Origin of the sequence: Bacillus sp. JJ1122, from assembly GCF_036964885.1 — a bacterium.
Taxonomy (GTDB): Bacteria; Bacillota; Bacilli; order Bacillales; family Cytobacillaceae; genus Mesobacillus.
This window is the reverse complement of record NZ_JBALQL010000010.1, coordinates 1-16,178: the sequence shown is the minus strand read 5'-3', so window position 1 is coordinate 16,178 and position 16,178 is coordinate 1. Positions and strand designations below refer to the sequence as shown.

8 protein-coding genes and 1 pseudogene are annotated in these 16,178 nt (G+C 36.8%); 4 read left to right on the top strand and 5 right to left on the bottom strand.

Annotated elements, in window-relative coordinates:
* Positions 1-84: 84 nt before the first annotated feature.
* From V7201_RS06910 to dptF, 4 genes are all read right to left on the bottom strand, one after another.
* Entirely contained in the window at positions 85-495 is a 411-nt protein-coding gene (locus V7201_RS06910; RefSeq protein ID WP_335376061.1) for a very short patch repair endonuclease, read from the bottom strand.
* Positions 496-643: 148 nt separating this feature from the next.
* A complete protein-coding gene (dptH, locus tag V7201_RS06905; RefSeq protein ID WP_335376060.1) occupies positions 644-5,965 on the bottom strand; it encodes a DNA phosphorothioation-dependent restriction protein DptH in 5,322 nt (1,773 codons plus the stop codon).
* A complete protein-coding gene (gene dptG, locus V7201_RS06900) occupies positions 5,946-7,316 on the bottom strand; it encodes a DNA phosphorothioation-dependent restriction protein DptG (RefSeq protein WP_335376059.1) in 1,371 nt (456 codons plus the stop codon). Before dptG ends, dptH begins: the two co-directional genes overlap by 20 nt.
* 5 nt (positions 7,317-7,321) lie before the next feature.
* Positions 7,322-9,595, bottom strand: a complete 2,274-nt coding sequence (dptF, locus tag V7201_RS06895) for a DNA phosphorothioation-dependent restriction protein DptF (protein WP_335376058.1) — start codon at positions 9,593-9,595, stop codon at positions 7,322-7,324.
* 522 nt (positions 9,596-10,117) lie between these two features.
* Between dptF and V7201_RS06890 the strand changes: the two genes are divergently transcribed.
* The 3 genes from V7201_RS06890 (at position 10,118) to V7201_RS06880 (ending at position 15,463) form a co-directional block, all read left to right on the top strand.
* Positions 10,118-11,953, top strand: coding sequence for a PD-(D/E)XK nuclease family protein (locus tag V7201_RS06890; RefSeq protein ID WP_335376057.1), 1,836 nt, complete (start codon positions 10,118-10,120; stop codon positions 11,951-11,953).
* A 129-nt stretch (positions 11,954-12,082) separates the two neighbouring features.
* The gene (locus tag V7201_RS06885) at positions 12,083-12,493 is read left to right on the top strand and encodes a hypothetical protein (protein WP_335376056.1); all 411 of its coding nucleotides are present in this window, start codon (positions 12,083-12,085) and stop codon (positions 12,491-12,493) included.
* A gap of 276 nt (positions 12,494-12,769) precedes the next feature.
* Complete coding sequence (locus V7201_RS06880; protein ID WP_335376055.1) at positions 12,770-15,463, top strand: S8 family peptidase; 2,694 nt, start codon at positions 12,770-12,772, stop codon at positions 15,461-15,463.
* A 159-nt stretch (positions 15,464-15,622) separates the two neighbouring features.
* Here the strand turns inward: V7201_RS06880 and V7201_RS23190 are convergent.
* Positions 15,623-15,682 (bottom strand): annotated as a pseudogene (locus V7201_RS23190) (excalibur calcium-binding domain-containing protein); the annotation flags it as partial.
* Positions 15,683-15,746: 64 nt separating this feature from the next.
* Here V7201_RS23190 and V7201_RS06875 point away from each other — a divergent pair.
* Entirely contained in the window at positions 15,747-15,926 is a 180-nt protein-coding gene (locus V7201_RS06875) for a hypothetical protein (RefSeq protein ID WP_335376054.1), read from the top strand.
* The last annotated feature ends 252 nt before the right edge of the window (positions 15,927-16,178 follow it).

Here is a 16,178-nt window from a genome sequence, read left to right as displayed (position 1 = left end):
AAGAATTTTATTTCTAAACTAAATTTGTGGAATTCCGAGCGAGGGCTGTACTCTCGCTTTTTTTGTTAATTAGTAAAGAAAATTTTATTTTGCATTATCAATAAAGCAGCTTATTCTTTTTATAGTATCATCAAAATCACCTCTTATTTCATGTTCCCATATACGTAAAATGTTCCAGTCTTTCATTTTATAATAGTTATTTGTCTCTTTGTCTCTTTCTTGGTTTCTCTCCAGTTTTGCCTTCCAAAACTCTACATTACTTTTGGGTATTTTTCCATGGATTGGACAGAAATGCCAGAAACATGAATCTATAAATATTACAATTTTATATTTCTTTATGGCTATATCGGGAGTGCCCTTAAGGCTACGAACATTCCTCCTAAATCTATAGCCTCTATTCCATAATTCATTACTAACCATTGTTTCCAATTTAGACACCGCTTTAATGCTACCCATTATTTCGCTTCTATTCATTTTCCTGGTTTGTTCTCCCATAAAGATTCTCCTTATTTAAGTTATTTACTGTATGTTTTCACGTAATTATCCTTAGCTAAACAAATTTTACATTCTAAACAAAAATGAATTTCTTATTTGGCCTGGGAAATAAAAAAACGAAGCCCCTCACAATTAGAGGGGCTTCGTTTTAACGGTGTTCCAAAGGAGTGATTTCAACAAGATGAGGCTTACTAGGAAGCAAGGTTCCTTCTTTATCTAATATCGGACCATAGATAATACATTGCCCTTTTTTTAGATTTGATAGCTTTGTTTCCCATTCCTTCCTCTCTGTGGTATCTTGTGTAATGCTTGCCGCAATTGATTGTATTTCCGACTCCATTGGGGCAAAGAAAATTTTCACTGCAGAGTTTTGTAATCGACTGATTTGATCAACTGAGAATCCACCTTTCATGAATTGGGTCGCAAACCAGCCAGACCAGCCGAATTTCCTTCCTTCGACAAGGATTTTAGCGCTAGGCGAATCGGCGCTAAAATCAAGCCTTTGTGATTCATCCAGGATGACGGGGAAGGGGAGGTCTTTCCTCCCGTGTTGAAGCTTGTAATACCAGAGATCCCAAAGGATAAATTCGGTTATCATCTTTTGCACATCAGGAGAATACCCTGTAAGTTGAATGATGAATACCTTTCCTTTTTCCTTTTCAAGGAAAGACCAATCGAAATTCTTCTCATAATCAAAAGGATTCTTATCAATCAGTAGGTTCATTTGTGAAACAGCAGTCTTTGCAGGGCCAGATCCATCCTCTTCAAGCAATTCTCTCAATAAATTGAGGTTCATTTTTTCATCATAGATGGACATTCCCTTCATTACAGCCTGATAAATTGAGTTGAGCTGTTGAATTCCAAGGGTAGTATAGATTGAACTGATGACGTTCTTCATCCGTTCTGCAACGTCTGAGTCATCCTCTTTCAATATTATATCTTCATCTAGCATTTTAAGATTCCGTTTGAAGGGGTTCACTGGAAACTTCTTAGCAAGGACAATGAATTGTTCCAACCTATCGCCTAATTTTTCTTTAAAATCTGTTTCAAGCTGGGATTTTTTAAATCCATCGGTATAATCAATAATAATATTTGAAATTCCGCACTTAGACAATTCCCATAAAACGCATTGGATGAAATATGTCTTACCTTGTCCTGAACGACCAGTGATGAATAAGTGGCGATTGGCAAGAGCAGAATTACCGAATTCCCAATGAACCAAATGGTTTGATCCAGATACTTTTCCAATAGGGATTCTTATGTCCTTAAGCTTTTGGTGATGTACCAAGTTAGGTTCTAAAAATTTTTCTTCCAGAATTGTTTCATCCTGACTATCAGAAGCACTATTAAAATCTTTACTTTCTAATTCAGTTGTATTATGTTCATCCGTAACAGTTTCCTCGCTATTTGTAGAAAGGGGACCTGCTGAAAGCTGTGAATGATGAACTTTTTCACCATTCTTTTCGTCAATAGGTGCTTGTTCCTCTTCATTAACCATAGTTATCTCATCATGCAGATTCGAAGATGACTCCACAACTTTTTCTACCTCATTTGAATAATTATCTTGTCTATTATTTAAAATTTTTTTTTCAAGCAAAAATTCGATCTCGTCCTGATTATATTGTTTGAATAACATTTTTTCAGGATTAAAATCCATATATCCTTTTTGTATGATATCGGTGATATGTGCCATCTCTTTTGCAAGGCCTGCATAGGCATCTTCCTCAATGAATGTAAGCTTCAGAATGTCGCCAATTCGCTCTGCAGACCTAAAACCATAATCCTTCCTAAAAGTTAAGACAGCTGCCTTTCCGATAAATGGTTCGAGATGAGTACCGATATAAAAATCGTCATTCATAAGCTTAGGTTTTAAATCATGAATGGATTCATACTTTTCATCAGACCATAAACCATTGGAATGCAGTTTTTTAGCATTAGCGAGTAAAATTTGGGCAAAGAAATTTCGGAAGAATTTCTTTTTAAAGCTAGACTCCTTATGTTGTTCAATTAAAAATTCCCTGAACAGCTCTGCAGTTTTATCTATCTGGATACTGGCCTTGGATGTCTGTAGTCTTCCGATTTTAACTTCTACAGGATATATGTGAAGGTAAAGGTCATTCTTTATTTTCTCCAGACCCATCATCAATATATCGTCACTATGTTTCCCACTAGAATTTAGGTTTTTAGCAGAGAAGATTCCATCAGCTTTTGTAAGCTTAACAGCGGAGGCAACTCTCAAAATTTCCTCTAAGGAAACAGGTATCCAAGTAATACTTTGATGAGATAAATAACTCTCCAAATATTTCATTGCCGATACAATACTAATTTTTTCTCTGGTAAAATGTCCTTTGCTGCCGATGATTCTTAATAACCATTCTCCGTTAATGGAATTGAAAGATTTGATTGCTACGTCAATATTACCTTCCGAGATATCGACTTTTTCCTTCACATAGTCCTTTATGACTTGTTTATATTGATTTGCCTTGTCTGTAACAGTTATGGCATCATATCTGTCGGAAGATGTATGCTGGTCATTATAATGGATAACTAACAATTCTGGACTAGATTTCTGGAAGAAATCCAAATCTACTCCAGGATCTATAAATGTCACCCAAGCAGAAGATTTATAGAGTCTTTCCAGTATAGCTTTACCTTCTGTTGAAGTGCTCATAACGATTGATTTATTTTTACTATAAGAATTTTTCCCCTCATTTTTCATATTGAAGGAGAGTTCATTATACACAGTAGCCAGCTCAATTAACGGGTTGGATTGTTCCGGCTTGTTATGTAAGCCGAAGCCCGAACGGTAATCCGAATCACTTGCAATAGAAACCAATGAAGAAAGTAGGCCATTTAGTGCAATCCCCGTTTCCATTTTATCTACCTGATGCGACGCATCGATATCCTGAGTAGGTAGCTTAAAGAATGCAATATGAGCATACTGAAACTCACTTGAAGAAGCTAGGTCAATCTTAAAGTAATGGATGTGCTCTCTTATTAACCGTAATACATCATGTTGATCGAAATCCTTTGATTTAAGGCTGATATTGAATTCTGCTTCAATCTCAGAAGGAGTTTGTAATGTAGAGAACCATTCAAAGGCACTAGGCGTCTGTACACTATCCCGGTATAATGCAACTTCAATCGGTAGCATACCATCTGGACCATTTTCCTCAAGCTGTTTCTTCAAGAATGTATATATTCCTCGAAGAACTTCCTTATCATTGTGTATTTGGACTATATTTAATAGAAGTGGTGAATGCGCACTTTCTAAAAACAAGTATTCAAAATGGTGAATGAACTGCTTGATTTTTTCTTCCACGACTGTACTGAGGAATTCATTTGCTGTTCCAACACTAATTAAATCTTCAGGCTCATACTCATGCCATTCAGAAAACTTCATTTCCATTGAAGGACGGTACAATTCGTCCTTATCTGAATATATGAATGGTAGAAGGTTCTGCACGTGCAGACGTTCAAGTATGGTATTATGCAATTCTTCATCCTGCAGTTCCTCATTTAGCTTTAATTGATAAGCCACATTTAAAGGATGAAGAGCGGTAAGCCATATCTTTCCTTGTCCAACTTTCATGCCAAGCTTGAAAAGGTTCTTTTGCTCCTTGGACAGAAGGGAGTGCTCTTCAATATTTAAAATTTCCTGAGTGACTGATGAGATGTATAAGATTGCCAATTGCTTAAGTTCATCATTGAAGTATGTCAAGCTAGGTAGTAAATCATTCTCATTAAAATAATTCAAATACGATAAATAGGCATTTGAAATGTTACTTGGTAATGAAAGTTCAGAGTGTTCCACATCATCTTCAGAAAAGAACGTATTGTTATCAATCCACTGTTTCTCGATATGCAGCTGCTCCTTAAAATCGTCAAAAGGATAATAGGTGGCTGTACCTTGTATTAATCGCTCGTTTTCAAGATGGAAATGTTCCTGACGCTCCCTTTTTAATTTCCAAACCCTGTTCCCTGAAATCGGAATAGATTTGGTATCTGTATCTTTGAACTCGAAAGGCATATTAGCATTATTAATTTGCAGAGTAAATGGTAATGAGTCATCCTCCCAGGCACCTGGTTCAATCTCAATAGATAGTGTTTGATTATCATTATCGTCTATTTTGATTGTTTCGAATGCCTCCCGGATTGTAAATTCATTTATATAAGATCCATTTCCAATTAAAGTCTTTTCACCTTGGTATTTAAGAGAAATACATGGTTCAATGGCTGCCTTCTTTATTTCAAATAAAGATTCTATTCCAGCAAGTAATTCAGCAGAGAAGGGGACCACACAAAAATTAAACTCGTAGTTTGATTGGCTTTCGTCATTATGTTTATATTTAATTTGATAAAAATGTGCTTCTCCTGGTGAAGAAGGAAATTCTACTTTTAGCTTTCGTCCTCCTACTATTGCGTATTGTTCACTTTTCTTATGAATGAATTGTTTCCTCAGTGTGTCATCGAACTCAAAGGTCATTGATACACTTGAAAGCTCAAGAGGATTAAAAATGATTATATGTCTTTTGCGTTTACCTACCTTTGTATCAGAGTGAGGTTTTTCCCAAAAAGTCAAGTTCTTATTCAGCTTTTTAGTCTCTGAACTAAGGTAATCAAGGGCTTTGTTTTTCAAACCATACCCATCACGCACTTGAGGGAAGTCAATTTCAAACCAATTCTCCCTTTTGAGCCTAGGTATCAATTTATCCTCAAAATGTTTTTCAAGTTCTGTGTCAAGAGTTTCGTAATCGTGTATTCTTTCAATTAATTCAAATAACCGGTTATTTTCGACAAGCCTTGCATTAATTTCAGATGGCTTAAGATAAGAATCTTTTCCTAATTCACGGTCAGGAAAAAGGGATAGAGAGTGGAAGTCACTCTCATCAATGCTACCTTTATTTATTAAAGAAATAATGTCAGCATAGTCCCAAATCGAAGTCTGTACCACTAAATCTTCAAGTTTCTTATCAAGGTGAAATTTAATTACTTCCTTTTCAGACGTAGAGAGAGCTCCAATATAGCTAAGCTCCTCTTTGATATAGCTTGTAATGGTCTTGATATTAAATGGCATGCCTTGTTGTTGTAAATCTTTACTTCCACCTTGGATACTGTCAAGGGACAGATGAGAAATGATTATAAGCGCAGTCTTATTCCAGGTTCCTTCTTGTTCACTTACCAGATTTCGAATTGTAACAAGAAAATCAGGAGTTACACCATTAATGGTTGACGCGATAACCACATTTACATCTTCGACATTGATACAGAAGGTTTCATATTCTGAACCTTGTTCATGTTGGTAGGTGAAGATTGTTGATTCAGGGAGTCTCTGAAGTGTGGAGTAGAATCCCCGGACATTTTCCTCTTGGTCAAATTGAAGGAAATATCTTTCACCGCCTTTAAGTCCTTGCTCCTTTAAAAATTTGATAAGCTTAATTGCCATGTATTTATAAAATTGGTTTAACATACTGTGCATCACCACTATCACTTTTTTTCTCTATCAGATTCAACTTATTGAACAACTCAATGATTTTTTCCCGAGAGTAACGGTCGAAAAACACTCCTCGTCTTTCAAATTCGATGAACAATTGCTTTACGGATATCCTTTTATGCTTTACCGAGAGAGCGGTCAACAGGATAAGGAAATCCTGTGTAACGTTTAAAGTATTTCCAAGGGATCCACGTGTTTTAAGGAAATATTGCTTGCCAATTTCATGGATTGCCAAAGCAAAGCGATATTTCGTTTCCTTAGATAAACCGCTGGATATTTGCCTGTATAATTGGCGGGTAGCTTCTTCCCACGAATCCTTATATTCAATCCCATCAGAAGTTCCTAATACTATTTCTGAATATTCAAGGGTCCAAGCATGTATACCTCTGAGTATTCTTAATTTCTCGTATTCTATCATGCTGGAGAATTTATCATGTAAATCGTTATAATTCATATTTTCGGATTCCATGAGAAAATTCAAGTGCTCTTGCACATTCACATGAGCCAATATCTTACGTGAAGTATCAAAAATGAATTTATATCCTGTTGTTACAGCTGGCCGGTTTCGGTTGGAAGTCTCCCAGTCAAGATTGTAATATACAGGTTTAGGCGAGCTTGAGTCCATAACTCCGAATTGGTTAATTTTTATTGATAGCTGCGTGGTCGAATAAAAATAATAATACGCTAAGAATATATTTATATTTTTCATGAAGAAGTCACGGTTTGTGAGTAAAGTTTCTACATCCTCTTTAAACAGATCACTGATAAATGGCAAGGCAGGGGAGTACTTCGTTGGGTGCTCCTTAGTCTCAAGCCTGGGCATATTGCGTTGAATCAGATTAATAAGGACGTGCTCTTTTTCAGTTAAATCTTCTATGCTTGATAGAGAATTAATCTCCTTAGTCATAAAAGCATCATATAAATATTTAGCAATTTCTTTTTCACCAAGACTTTCTTTTGATTCTGAAAGGGGTATATATTTATACATCATGGGATGAAAAAGTTTAATTGCATGGTTTTTATATAAAAAGGATTCTAATAAACGTTTAAAATCCTCACGGTCTGAATCATAATTAAATTGGACTTGCTTGCAAATATCATCAATGATTTTTTCCTTGTCTAAATCTTTTGTTAGAATTTCTCCATTTAGATTCCTGAAAAACTCACCTGTGATAGAAGCAAAACCTTCCTTGAATTTCGCTCTTTCAGGGTTCCTTGTTTGAAATGGGAAGAAAGCAGTCTTTTTATTTATTGTGTGCTTAAGTGCTTTCTTTCCGTTTTTTTCTTTAATATTTAGAGAATGTCTTAGTTCTTCAATTGCATACAAAATAATCACAGCTCCTTACTGAACGTATACACTTCGAAATCTGGATCATACTTTAAAAGGAATGTATTATTGTGTTCGACATCCCTAATGAGAATCTCTTCATGCTGCCTACCATATGGAAGTAGTTTCTCGATGAAATCGATAAACTGAATGGAATCTTCTCTATCCTTTTTATTTAAGCGATACCCGTTCAATACTTTTATTACCATTTGATAGAGTGGTAAGTCGATTTCCACTCTATGGACTGTCGGGACTACACCACACTTGAACCCAAGGAAAAGGGTAGGGGTAAACCTTTCAATTACCTCCGTTTGTTCATTAGTTATAGTCACAGGTGCTTTACGTAACTGTAGAGCCTCAGCGATTCGTAGGATGCTACTTTCCTCATCAATGAACAAGAAATCACTTTTTGGACTCCCTTTCCATAGGTAAATAGCTTTTTCGATTTCATAATACAGGTTTTGGAGCAACTGCTTCTTATCAGTATTATAAGCGAACAAGTATTTCATATAATCGTTGTATACCTTGTCTTTGAAGCTTGTTAGCAGATGAGATTCATATAAATATGAGGCGCGAATGAAAAGCTCGCTTAATTCCCGCCTAGTATCTTTATCCAAAAGAACGGGTTGCTCAATATTTTTTAAATGCTCCAACCATTCCTGGGCTGTTTGGTCGTAAATAACATCACGGAAAAAGGTATAATAGTTCCCAGAATTATTCAAACTGATTAGTTTCTCGTCAACTTCCTTAATTCTTTTGTGTATTGGGTCTTGATTTGCCATCAATCTCAAAAACTGAGACTTTTCGATTCCTTCAAATAAGAGGTTCGGCAATAGACTTGGTAACATGTCCACAAAATCAGAAGTCCTTATTTCATCCATGCTGGATGGAACCAATATGTCAAAGATGAAGTTCAAGAGTGCTCTTGTAGAGATGAGAACTTTATCCTTCGAAATCGTTTTAATAATTAGTTGTATAATCTGCTTTTGTACTGAAGGGGATGAAAACATTTGGTAGTTGATCAATAATGGATTTACGTCAGCTAGCATCTTATCTTTTTCGTAAGCAACAAAGAATGGATTTTCTATATCATTTTTGGTTATGCGCTCAAACAAGCTGGAAATATAGCTAGAACCAGGACCTGATTGTGAAAGTTCAAACATCTTATAATCTGTAAAATTAACCATCCTAAAAATATTGTGATTTTCAGGCTTGGTGATAGTATTAGAGGCAAAAACATTGGCATTTAAGACATATTGTTTAAGTTGTTGATAATTTTCCGAGTATGAAGACTCAAGGAAGTTATTTAAGACCCCAAGGTTTATAGCTAGAATTAGTTTATGGTTTCTCAGACCAATTTTTTGATCAGAGAATTCATCAAGAACCTCGGCAAGAGTATCAAGAGAATTCTTCCGAGGATCAAAGCTCTCCGTAGCGTCATTATGAATCTTAAATTTTTTCATGTCCTCTGGAATGGTAGTATTCATTTGACTTAATAAGTGTGACTTACCGTCCCCAACGCTACCACATAGGAGTACGAGTCTACTATTGGTTGCATTTGAACCTTCCAGAACTATATTTTCTAATTTTTCTTCGATTGGTCGTTTAATATGCATGTACTTCTTGAAAGCACTTAAGCCCTTGTATCCTTCAACTGCATCCAGAGAGGATTCTCTTAGTTTGCTAAGCTGGTATAGAAGGAATGATCCATTAGTTTTTAAATCCTTTTCAGTTTTAATTTCTGGATTTACTACTATTTTGACGGGTGAACCATTTACCTTTTCAGGTTCGTTATCTTTTAAGAATGTTGGGATGTATTCCCCAATTAATTTTCTAACCTTCTCATCCAAGTTTTCTGGTTTGGGATCCTGATATTCTGGAACCTGGAAATCAAAACGTGAATAAGATTCTAGATACCATTTGAGGATGTTATACAGATTAGTATGGACCTTCAGTCCATCGGAGAATGGGATTTTTTTATGTTCATGGGCAGCCAGGTTTCCCATCCTTCTAATCCTATCGAAGCTTTTGAATACATCCTCGTCAATGACCCCATCATTCTTTAAAAACATTAATCTTTCTGCGAAGCTCGAATATTGATGATACTCGATTTGTTCCTTATTATATGATTCCTTAAGTATAGCTTCTGCTAACTTCCTTGCTTTTACAAGGGAAGCTTCCATATCGGTAAATAGTAATCTTTCAAAATCCCTAGCAAGAACTGCCCATTCGGGATAGTCCTTATGAATAAAAGAAAAAGCGAAATCTTGCCTTTCCATACCTTTTTCCCCCAATTGTAATTTTTAACATTATTTCTATTTTAACATAAGTAAAAGGGAGAAATGGCTGCTTTTATGTTAGTGTTTTATTTGTTAAATGTCCTTTTATCTCCAACTTAATTTTAGTAGCATTAAATTAAGATAAATAAGGTACGCAAATGTTTGATTCTCCGTAAATACTACTTCTATGCCTAAACTTTTAAAATAATTGGGATTTAGTGATAAATGATGAAATTTACTAATAACAGTTTATACAGATTAGTTAAGAAAAGCCTTCTGAGAATGGGAGTTTATGTCCATACTTCTGGGGTACATTGAAAAACTGGAAAGCTTGTTCGGGAACCCGATAGACAGCTTTTTTATTGATAGAATCTTTCTATGGATTTCTAGCTCTCAGGTAATAAAAAACTACTATTTAAAAAAGCAAAGGGTACATTCAATTACGTCCCTTTGCTTTTCATTGTAGAAAAATCATATCAACAAAAAATTTAATTTTAGTAAGAGTAAGAAAGGAAGAAGACTATGTCCTTTTCATTTGAAAGCATTGCTCAGCTTGATCATTCAAAGGAGTTTGCGCAGCTGCATCAGAAGTTTCATCAGTTTAATCCATTGAAGGTGCTGCGGGTGGATCAGTTTGAGATTCGTCATTCGAATGTGCTTGCATGGCTGCTTGATCCGAATGAGAATCATCAGTTGGGTAATATTTTTGTCAAGAAGCTTTTGTCTCGGCTCGTTACGAGATCGGAGAATGAGGATAAAACGGGAGAGATTGAATTTTTAACATATATGTATGGTTCTTTTTCTGACGTGGAAGTGTTTCGTGAGGTTCGGACATCGACTAATCGTTTTATTGATCTCGTGGTGGTAGTTCCTTCGCAGAAGCTTGTGTTGGTGATTGAAAATAAGTTCCATGCATTTGAGTCGCTGGGGCAGCTCGAGGATTATCTAAAGTATGCCAAGAACATGTATCAAGATTTTAAGGTTATTCCAATCTTTTTAACGCTTCGCAATGATGCCCCGACACATCCGGAGTACTGGGTTCTGGATTATAATGATATTTTGGATATCATTCTTTTACATATTGATCTGAACAGAGAAGTTATTTCTGATAATATTTCTGACTTTTTGATGTATTACACAGCCATTTTGCAGGAACAGCTCGTGCAGGATGATGAGGCCATTGAATTGGCTTTGGAGGTGTACCAGTCCAATAAGCCTGCTATTGACTTACTTTATCTCAGTCAGCATGATGATTATCGTAAGCAGCCGCGTTACCGTGAGCTGTATCATGCTGTTGACCAAATGGTGGATCTTCAGCAGGAAGGGTTGAGGCGGATTTACGAAAAGAAAAAGCAAACAATTGATTATATTTTTAAAATCGGAAGCAATGTGCTGCGAGAAGCATTTCTCGCATTTGCTCATCTGGAGGATTTGCCACCGGAATGCTATAGAGCACATGTTCAGTACCCAAACTTCATACTGCCTGAGTGGGTCGATTTTTCTGAAGCGATTGGTGAGCCAGAACATGGTTACTGGCACGGTCATGGTTTGATCATTTGGTTCGAGCGGATGTGGAATGAGCAGCTGAAAGTGAGTGTAGAAGTGGGACCAGTCCCGTTTGAAAAAAGGTTGAAGCTGTTGAATGCTATGGAGTCTCAAGGAATTTCCTTCCGAGCGACTGGGAAAATGGAAGGGAAGAAGTATACAAAAATATACACAGAGACGACTGAAATTGCTGATTGGGCAAACAAACAAGAAATCGCCAAGGGTATGGAAACTTTGTTTCATGATCCTAATTTGACGGAAATTTTTAAAGGAATAGCCCTAGCAGTGGAAAAAATGGAACAAGCGGAGGATGCAGAGGTAGAAAAGATTTTACATTTTCAGCAAAGTATCAGCAGACGTTTTCCACAAGGTGCGTTTGTAAGGTTTGCTAAAACTGTGGGAATTGAGCCTTCTGAATATAAAATCGCAAACCTCAATGCTTCTTTCCTTATGACTGCTTTTCGTGAGCTTGAACAGATTTATGGTGTCACACGGCATAAATGGTGGTGGCATGATAGTACTTTTACATACTGGTTTGACCGCTTAAGGGATCAACGATTGAAGCTAACCATTGAACTTGGGCCGCTTCAACCCGACAAGCGGCTTGCCATCATTGAGCGTCTTGAAGAACTTGGTATTGCCTTTTCTGCTCAATCCAAAGAGTACTCAGCAAGATATACACGTTTGTTTTCAAAAGCAGTTTTCATCGAGGATTGGGACAATGAGGAAGAAGTGTATCGTGAAATGGTTAATCTGTTTGAGGATTCCAAAAACCAGGCTGTGTTGGCTAAAATAAATTCACTGTTACAATAGATTAAGACGAGGTAGCATAGGGACGTACCCGGGACGTACCCCATATCCATCAAGTTAAGTAAATAAATACCATTTTACTGGTAAATAGCCTATTCTTTCTATAAATCCATAGAAAGGTGGGCTTTTTGTATGGTAGAACTATCCTTTGAAGACGAATTCAAACTCTTGTCTGATGAACTAGGTCGCATCTTCTCTTCCAACTTTCTTGATGAATTAGCTAAGAACCACAAGATTAAGCAGCGCAAAGGTAAATTGGAGCCACTGGATTTTGTATCATTCTGTTCGTTTTTTAACGAAGGGTCGGTCATCAAATCATTGTCACGTCTGTGTGCGCTCCTTACAGCGGAGCGGAACCATGGAGATATACAGAATGGTATCTCTATTGTTTACCAGGGTAATCTTCTGGTATCGATTGTGGTTATTCTCAAGGACTATTGTACTAGGGAAATAGTATATTTTGTCCTGAATGTGCTTATTCATTTCCCTTCCAATTATAACAATCTTTCATTTCAATTTAAGATAATTGGGTTTTATTCCTAGTTATTTAGCTTATTGTGAAATTTCTCTGCATCGTTTATCCTTTTTCAAGTAAAATAGTCTATTTTTGAGATAAATACTGCCCAACAAAAATTTTTAAGGTAATCTCGGTTGTATGTATCGACTCTTTTCCCTAAAAATCCTTCGTAAAAAGTTTACACCAAGTGTTAGATAGTCCCCTTTCAACAAAACCTTTCAAAATATTCATACAGGGTTTTACAGAACGAATATTTTCCCAATGTTATAGTTTTATTTGCAAAATAAAAAAGGAGGAGTTCTATGAAAAAGCTTAGATACGTTTTATTGGTTATTCTATTACTTTCATCATTGTTGCCTGCATCTTTGAGCCTTGCAAGTGGTAAATCCAGTTCATTGGTGATGACGGTTGTGTTATCTAACAATAACGATCTACATAAGGTTAGAGCAGATATTGAAAAAAGTGGCGCTAAGGTAGTGAAACAAATGAACGAAATTGGCGTTCTTCAAGTTAAAGGGAGCGCAGATTTGCTAGAAAAACTTCAAAGAGTTAAAGGTGTTCAATCTATTGGTCCTGCGATTATGATGAAGTATCCAGTGACGAAAAAAGTTTCACTAAACCAAGCTATATTGGATAAGCGAGTTCAGGAAAAAATGAATCCAGATCAGTTAGAAAAACTTCTGCAGCTATCTTCTTCATCAGGAAGTTCCATACTTTCCGGTACTAAACAGGATAGTGGAATTATTAAACCTGATCCTGAAGAACCTGAGGAGACAGAACCTTTCTTATACGAAACGCTTCAATGGGATATTAAGCGTGTCACCAATAATGGGAAAAGCTTTGAGACTGAAAAGGGAAATCATAATGTTGTTATAGGCATTATTGATACTGGTGTGGATGTAGACCATCCTGATCTTAAAGCTAATTTGCTTGGGGGGCGGAATTTTGTCCCTTCGTATGATGGAGGGATTCTGCAATCTGACCAAACAGAGACAGGTGATCCACTAGATATTAATGACAGGAATGGACATGGGAGTCATGTAGCAGGGAGTATTGCTGGTAAAGGGCTCATTCTTGGTGTTGCCCCGGAGATTGGATTTAAAGCATACCGGGTGTTTGGTGCAGAAGGCGGTGCTAGCACTGCTACTGTGTCAGAAGCGATTGTGGGTGCTGCGGACGATCAAGTTGACGTGATCTCGATGAGTCTTGGAGGTTACTCTGTTCTAGGTAAAACATTATGGAAGGACCCATCATCCGGGAAAATCTATAATTTAGGTAATGAAGTAGCTGATTTTCAAATGTATAAAAGAGCTGTTAAATATGCTGTTTCCAAAGGTGTAACAATCGTTGCAGCTGCAGGTAATGATGGCCTGGATATTACAAACCGGAAGGAAGTTACTGAGTTTCTAAATCAAGAATACGGACCTGATGGATATGTTTTTATCGGTGCAGGAGTAGAGACGCCGGGTACAATTCCAGGTGTCATCACCGTTTCGGCAACAGGTCCACAAGATCAGATTGCTTCATATTCAAATTATGGTGAAGGAACAATTGATGTAACGGCACCGGGTGGTGATTACGGGAGATACCCTAAAGGTGATTGGTACTTGGATATGAACCTAAGCTCAGACAATCAAGGTGGATATATATTTATGGCAGGCACCTCAATGGCTACTCCGAAAGTGTCTGCTGTGGCTGGATTATTGATTGCCCAAAATGGAAAGATGTCTCCAAGTGAATTGTCAACGATGCTTAAGAAGCGTTCAGAGGATATCGGGAAAGTAAGTGAAGATCGATTTTTTGGTGCAGGAATGGTTATAGCTCCAAACCAAAGTGTTGAAATGCCGGATTTTGTTGAGTGGCAAAAGAATTTTGGTGGAGTCGACCAGGAAAAAGGATCGAAGATGATTTCTACTAAGGATGGTGGAACCCTTGCGATAGGATCCTCTATGTCTTATTCAACAGGAGGTTATCCCGACTATGATATCTTTGTTGTGAAGACGGGACTAGATGGACGGGTTGAATGGAGACATGTGTTTGGAGATTATTTATTGGATTGGGGTAATGATATTGTTGAAACAAAGAATGGGTATTATGTAACAGGATATAAGGGTACACCTGCAGAAGGTGAAACTCAGTCAAAAACGGATATTTTCCTGGCCAAAATTAATAAAGACGGCTCCATCGCATGGGAGAAAATGATTGGCGAGCAGGAGAAATATGAAGGGGCGAATAGCCTGATTGCTACACTGGACGGCAACTTGATTTTTGCTGGAAACAAGGAGGGAGAAATGGGTGGAGAAAATATGGCATATGTAGTCAAGCTCGATACAAATGGTCATGTTCTCTGGGATAAGACATACGATAGCCAAACCTCCATTACAAGCGACCGCATCATTCAAACCAAAGACGGATGCTATATTATTGCGGGAGACATCATGTCAAATGATCCATGGAGAAAAGAGGAATTTTTCTTAATAAAAATAGATTCACTAGGCAATGAGATATGGAGAAAGTCTATGGGAACAGAGGCTAGAGATTATTTATATGATCTAATCGAAAACGAGAGCGGCGAGATTTTAGTAACAGGGGAGCACTATACATTAGAATGGAAAGGTTGGGAGATTGAAGAGAGCCATCGTGGATATTTGGCCAAATTCACTCATGATGGACAGCTGGTTTGGGAAAAAACAATCGATAATGGCGGAAACAATATGCTGCATGAATTCATTAAAACTCCAGATGGTCATTATAGTGTAGTTGGATCTATCCAAAATGAAGAAAACTATGATATCCATGTAATAAAGGTAGATGAAAATGGAGAGATCTTAAAGCAAGTGAGCTTTGGCGGAATTGGGTACGATCGTGCAACGTCGGTTGCAAAGTCCACAAATGGTGGATATTACATTTTTGGAGATAGCTCATCCTACAGTGCAGGAAATGAGTATGATGATGATTTCTATTTAGTAAAAGTAAAAGCATCTCTTTTAGAATAGAACTAACTTGTAAGGAAGACGCAAAGGTTACGTCCGAGACCGGTGAAGAAGCGAAGGGACGCACCTTGTGCTTCGCAAAAAGACACTGTCAATAATTTCGTAATCTAAATATTGAGTATAATAAATAGAGCCTGCACCCCAGCAGGCTCTAATTTTTTATCAACGTTCACACGCAAATTCATCCTTATCTCGGTCCATCTTTGATTGATACGCTAGATGAGTCGATGGTACTTAAATTCAATATCGAGTTTTATATAAATACCTCCTTGAAGATGAAGTACCGATGATGACCCTATTGAATCATAATCGACCGTATGAAGTATTTCTACACGGAAAAGAAAAAAGAACGATTAAAATCGAAGCTGAAATCGATGTTTCACAAATGGAAAGCCATGTTGAAAATGAAGAAGCTTCCATAGTTAATCTTATGATTAAGTCCGGGCAAAAAATCAGAAAGCTGTAGGGAAATAAAAACAATGTATATTTCTATTTGAAAGCACATGTTAGCTTGTCTATCATGTGCTTTTTTTAGGTTCAAATATAGTTATTAAATTATTAAGTTATTAAGTTATTAAGTCTATCCCGACTCTTGCATAATATGTCGTTTGTTATCATATCTTGAATCTTCAAATAATACAGTTTGCATAAGCATTTACACTGAAAAATCTACTAATACTTAAAGGTTATAGGCCGTGAAGATAAAAGGGTTTAAAAT

Bases quoted from the DNA above. Each gene is read 5' to 3' on its own strand.
- V7201_RS06910 (WP_335376061.1), bottom strand. From the start codon at position 495: ATGGGAGAACAAACCAGGAAAATGAATAGAAGCGAAATAATGGGTAGC.
- dptH (WP_335376060.1), bottom strand. From the start codon at position 5,965: ATGTTAAACCAATTTTATAAATACATGGCAATTAAGCTTATCAAATTT.
- dptF (WP_335376058.1), bottom strand. From the start codon at position 9,595: ATGGAAAGGCAAGATTTCGCTTTTTCTTTTATTCATAAGGACTATCCC.
- V7201_RS06890 (WP_335376057.1), top strand. From the start codon at position 10,118: ATGTCCTTTTCATTTGAAAGCATTGCTCAGCTTGATCATTCAAAGGAG.
- V7201_RS06885 (WP_335376056.1), top strand. From the start codon at position 12,083: ATGGTAGAACTATCCTTTGAAGACGAATTCAAACTCTTGTCTGATGAA.
- V7201_RS06880 (WP_335376055.1), top strand. From the start codon at position 12,770: ATGAAAAAGCTTAGATACGTTTTATTGGTTATTCTATTACTTTCATCA.
- V7201_RS06875 (WP_335376054.1), top strand. From the start codon at position 15,747: ATGATGACCCTATTGAATCATAATCGACCGTATGAAGTATTTCTACAC.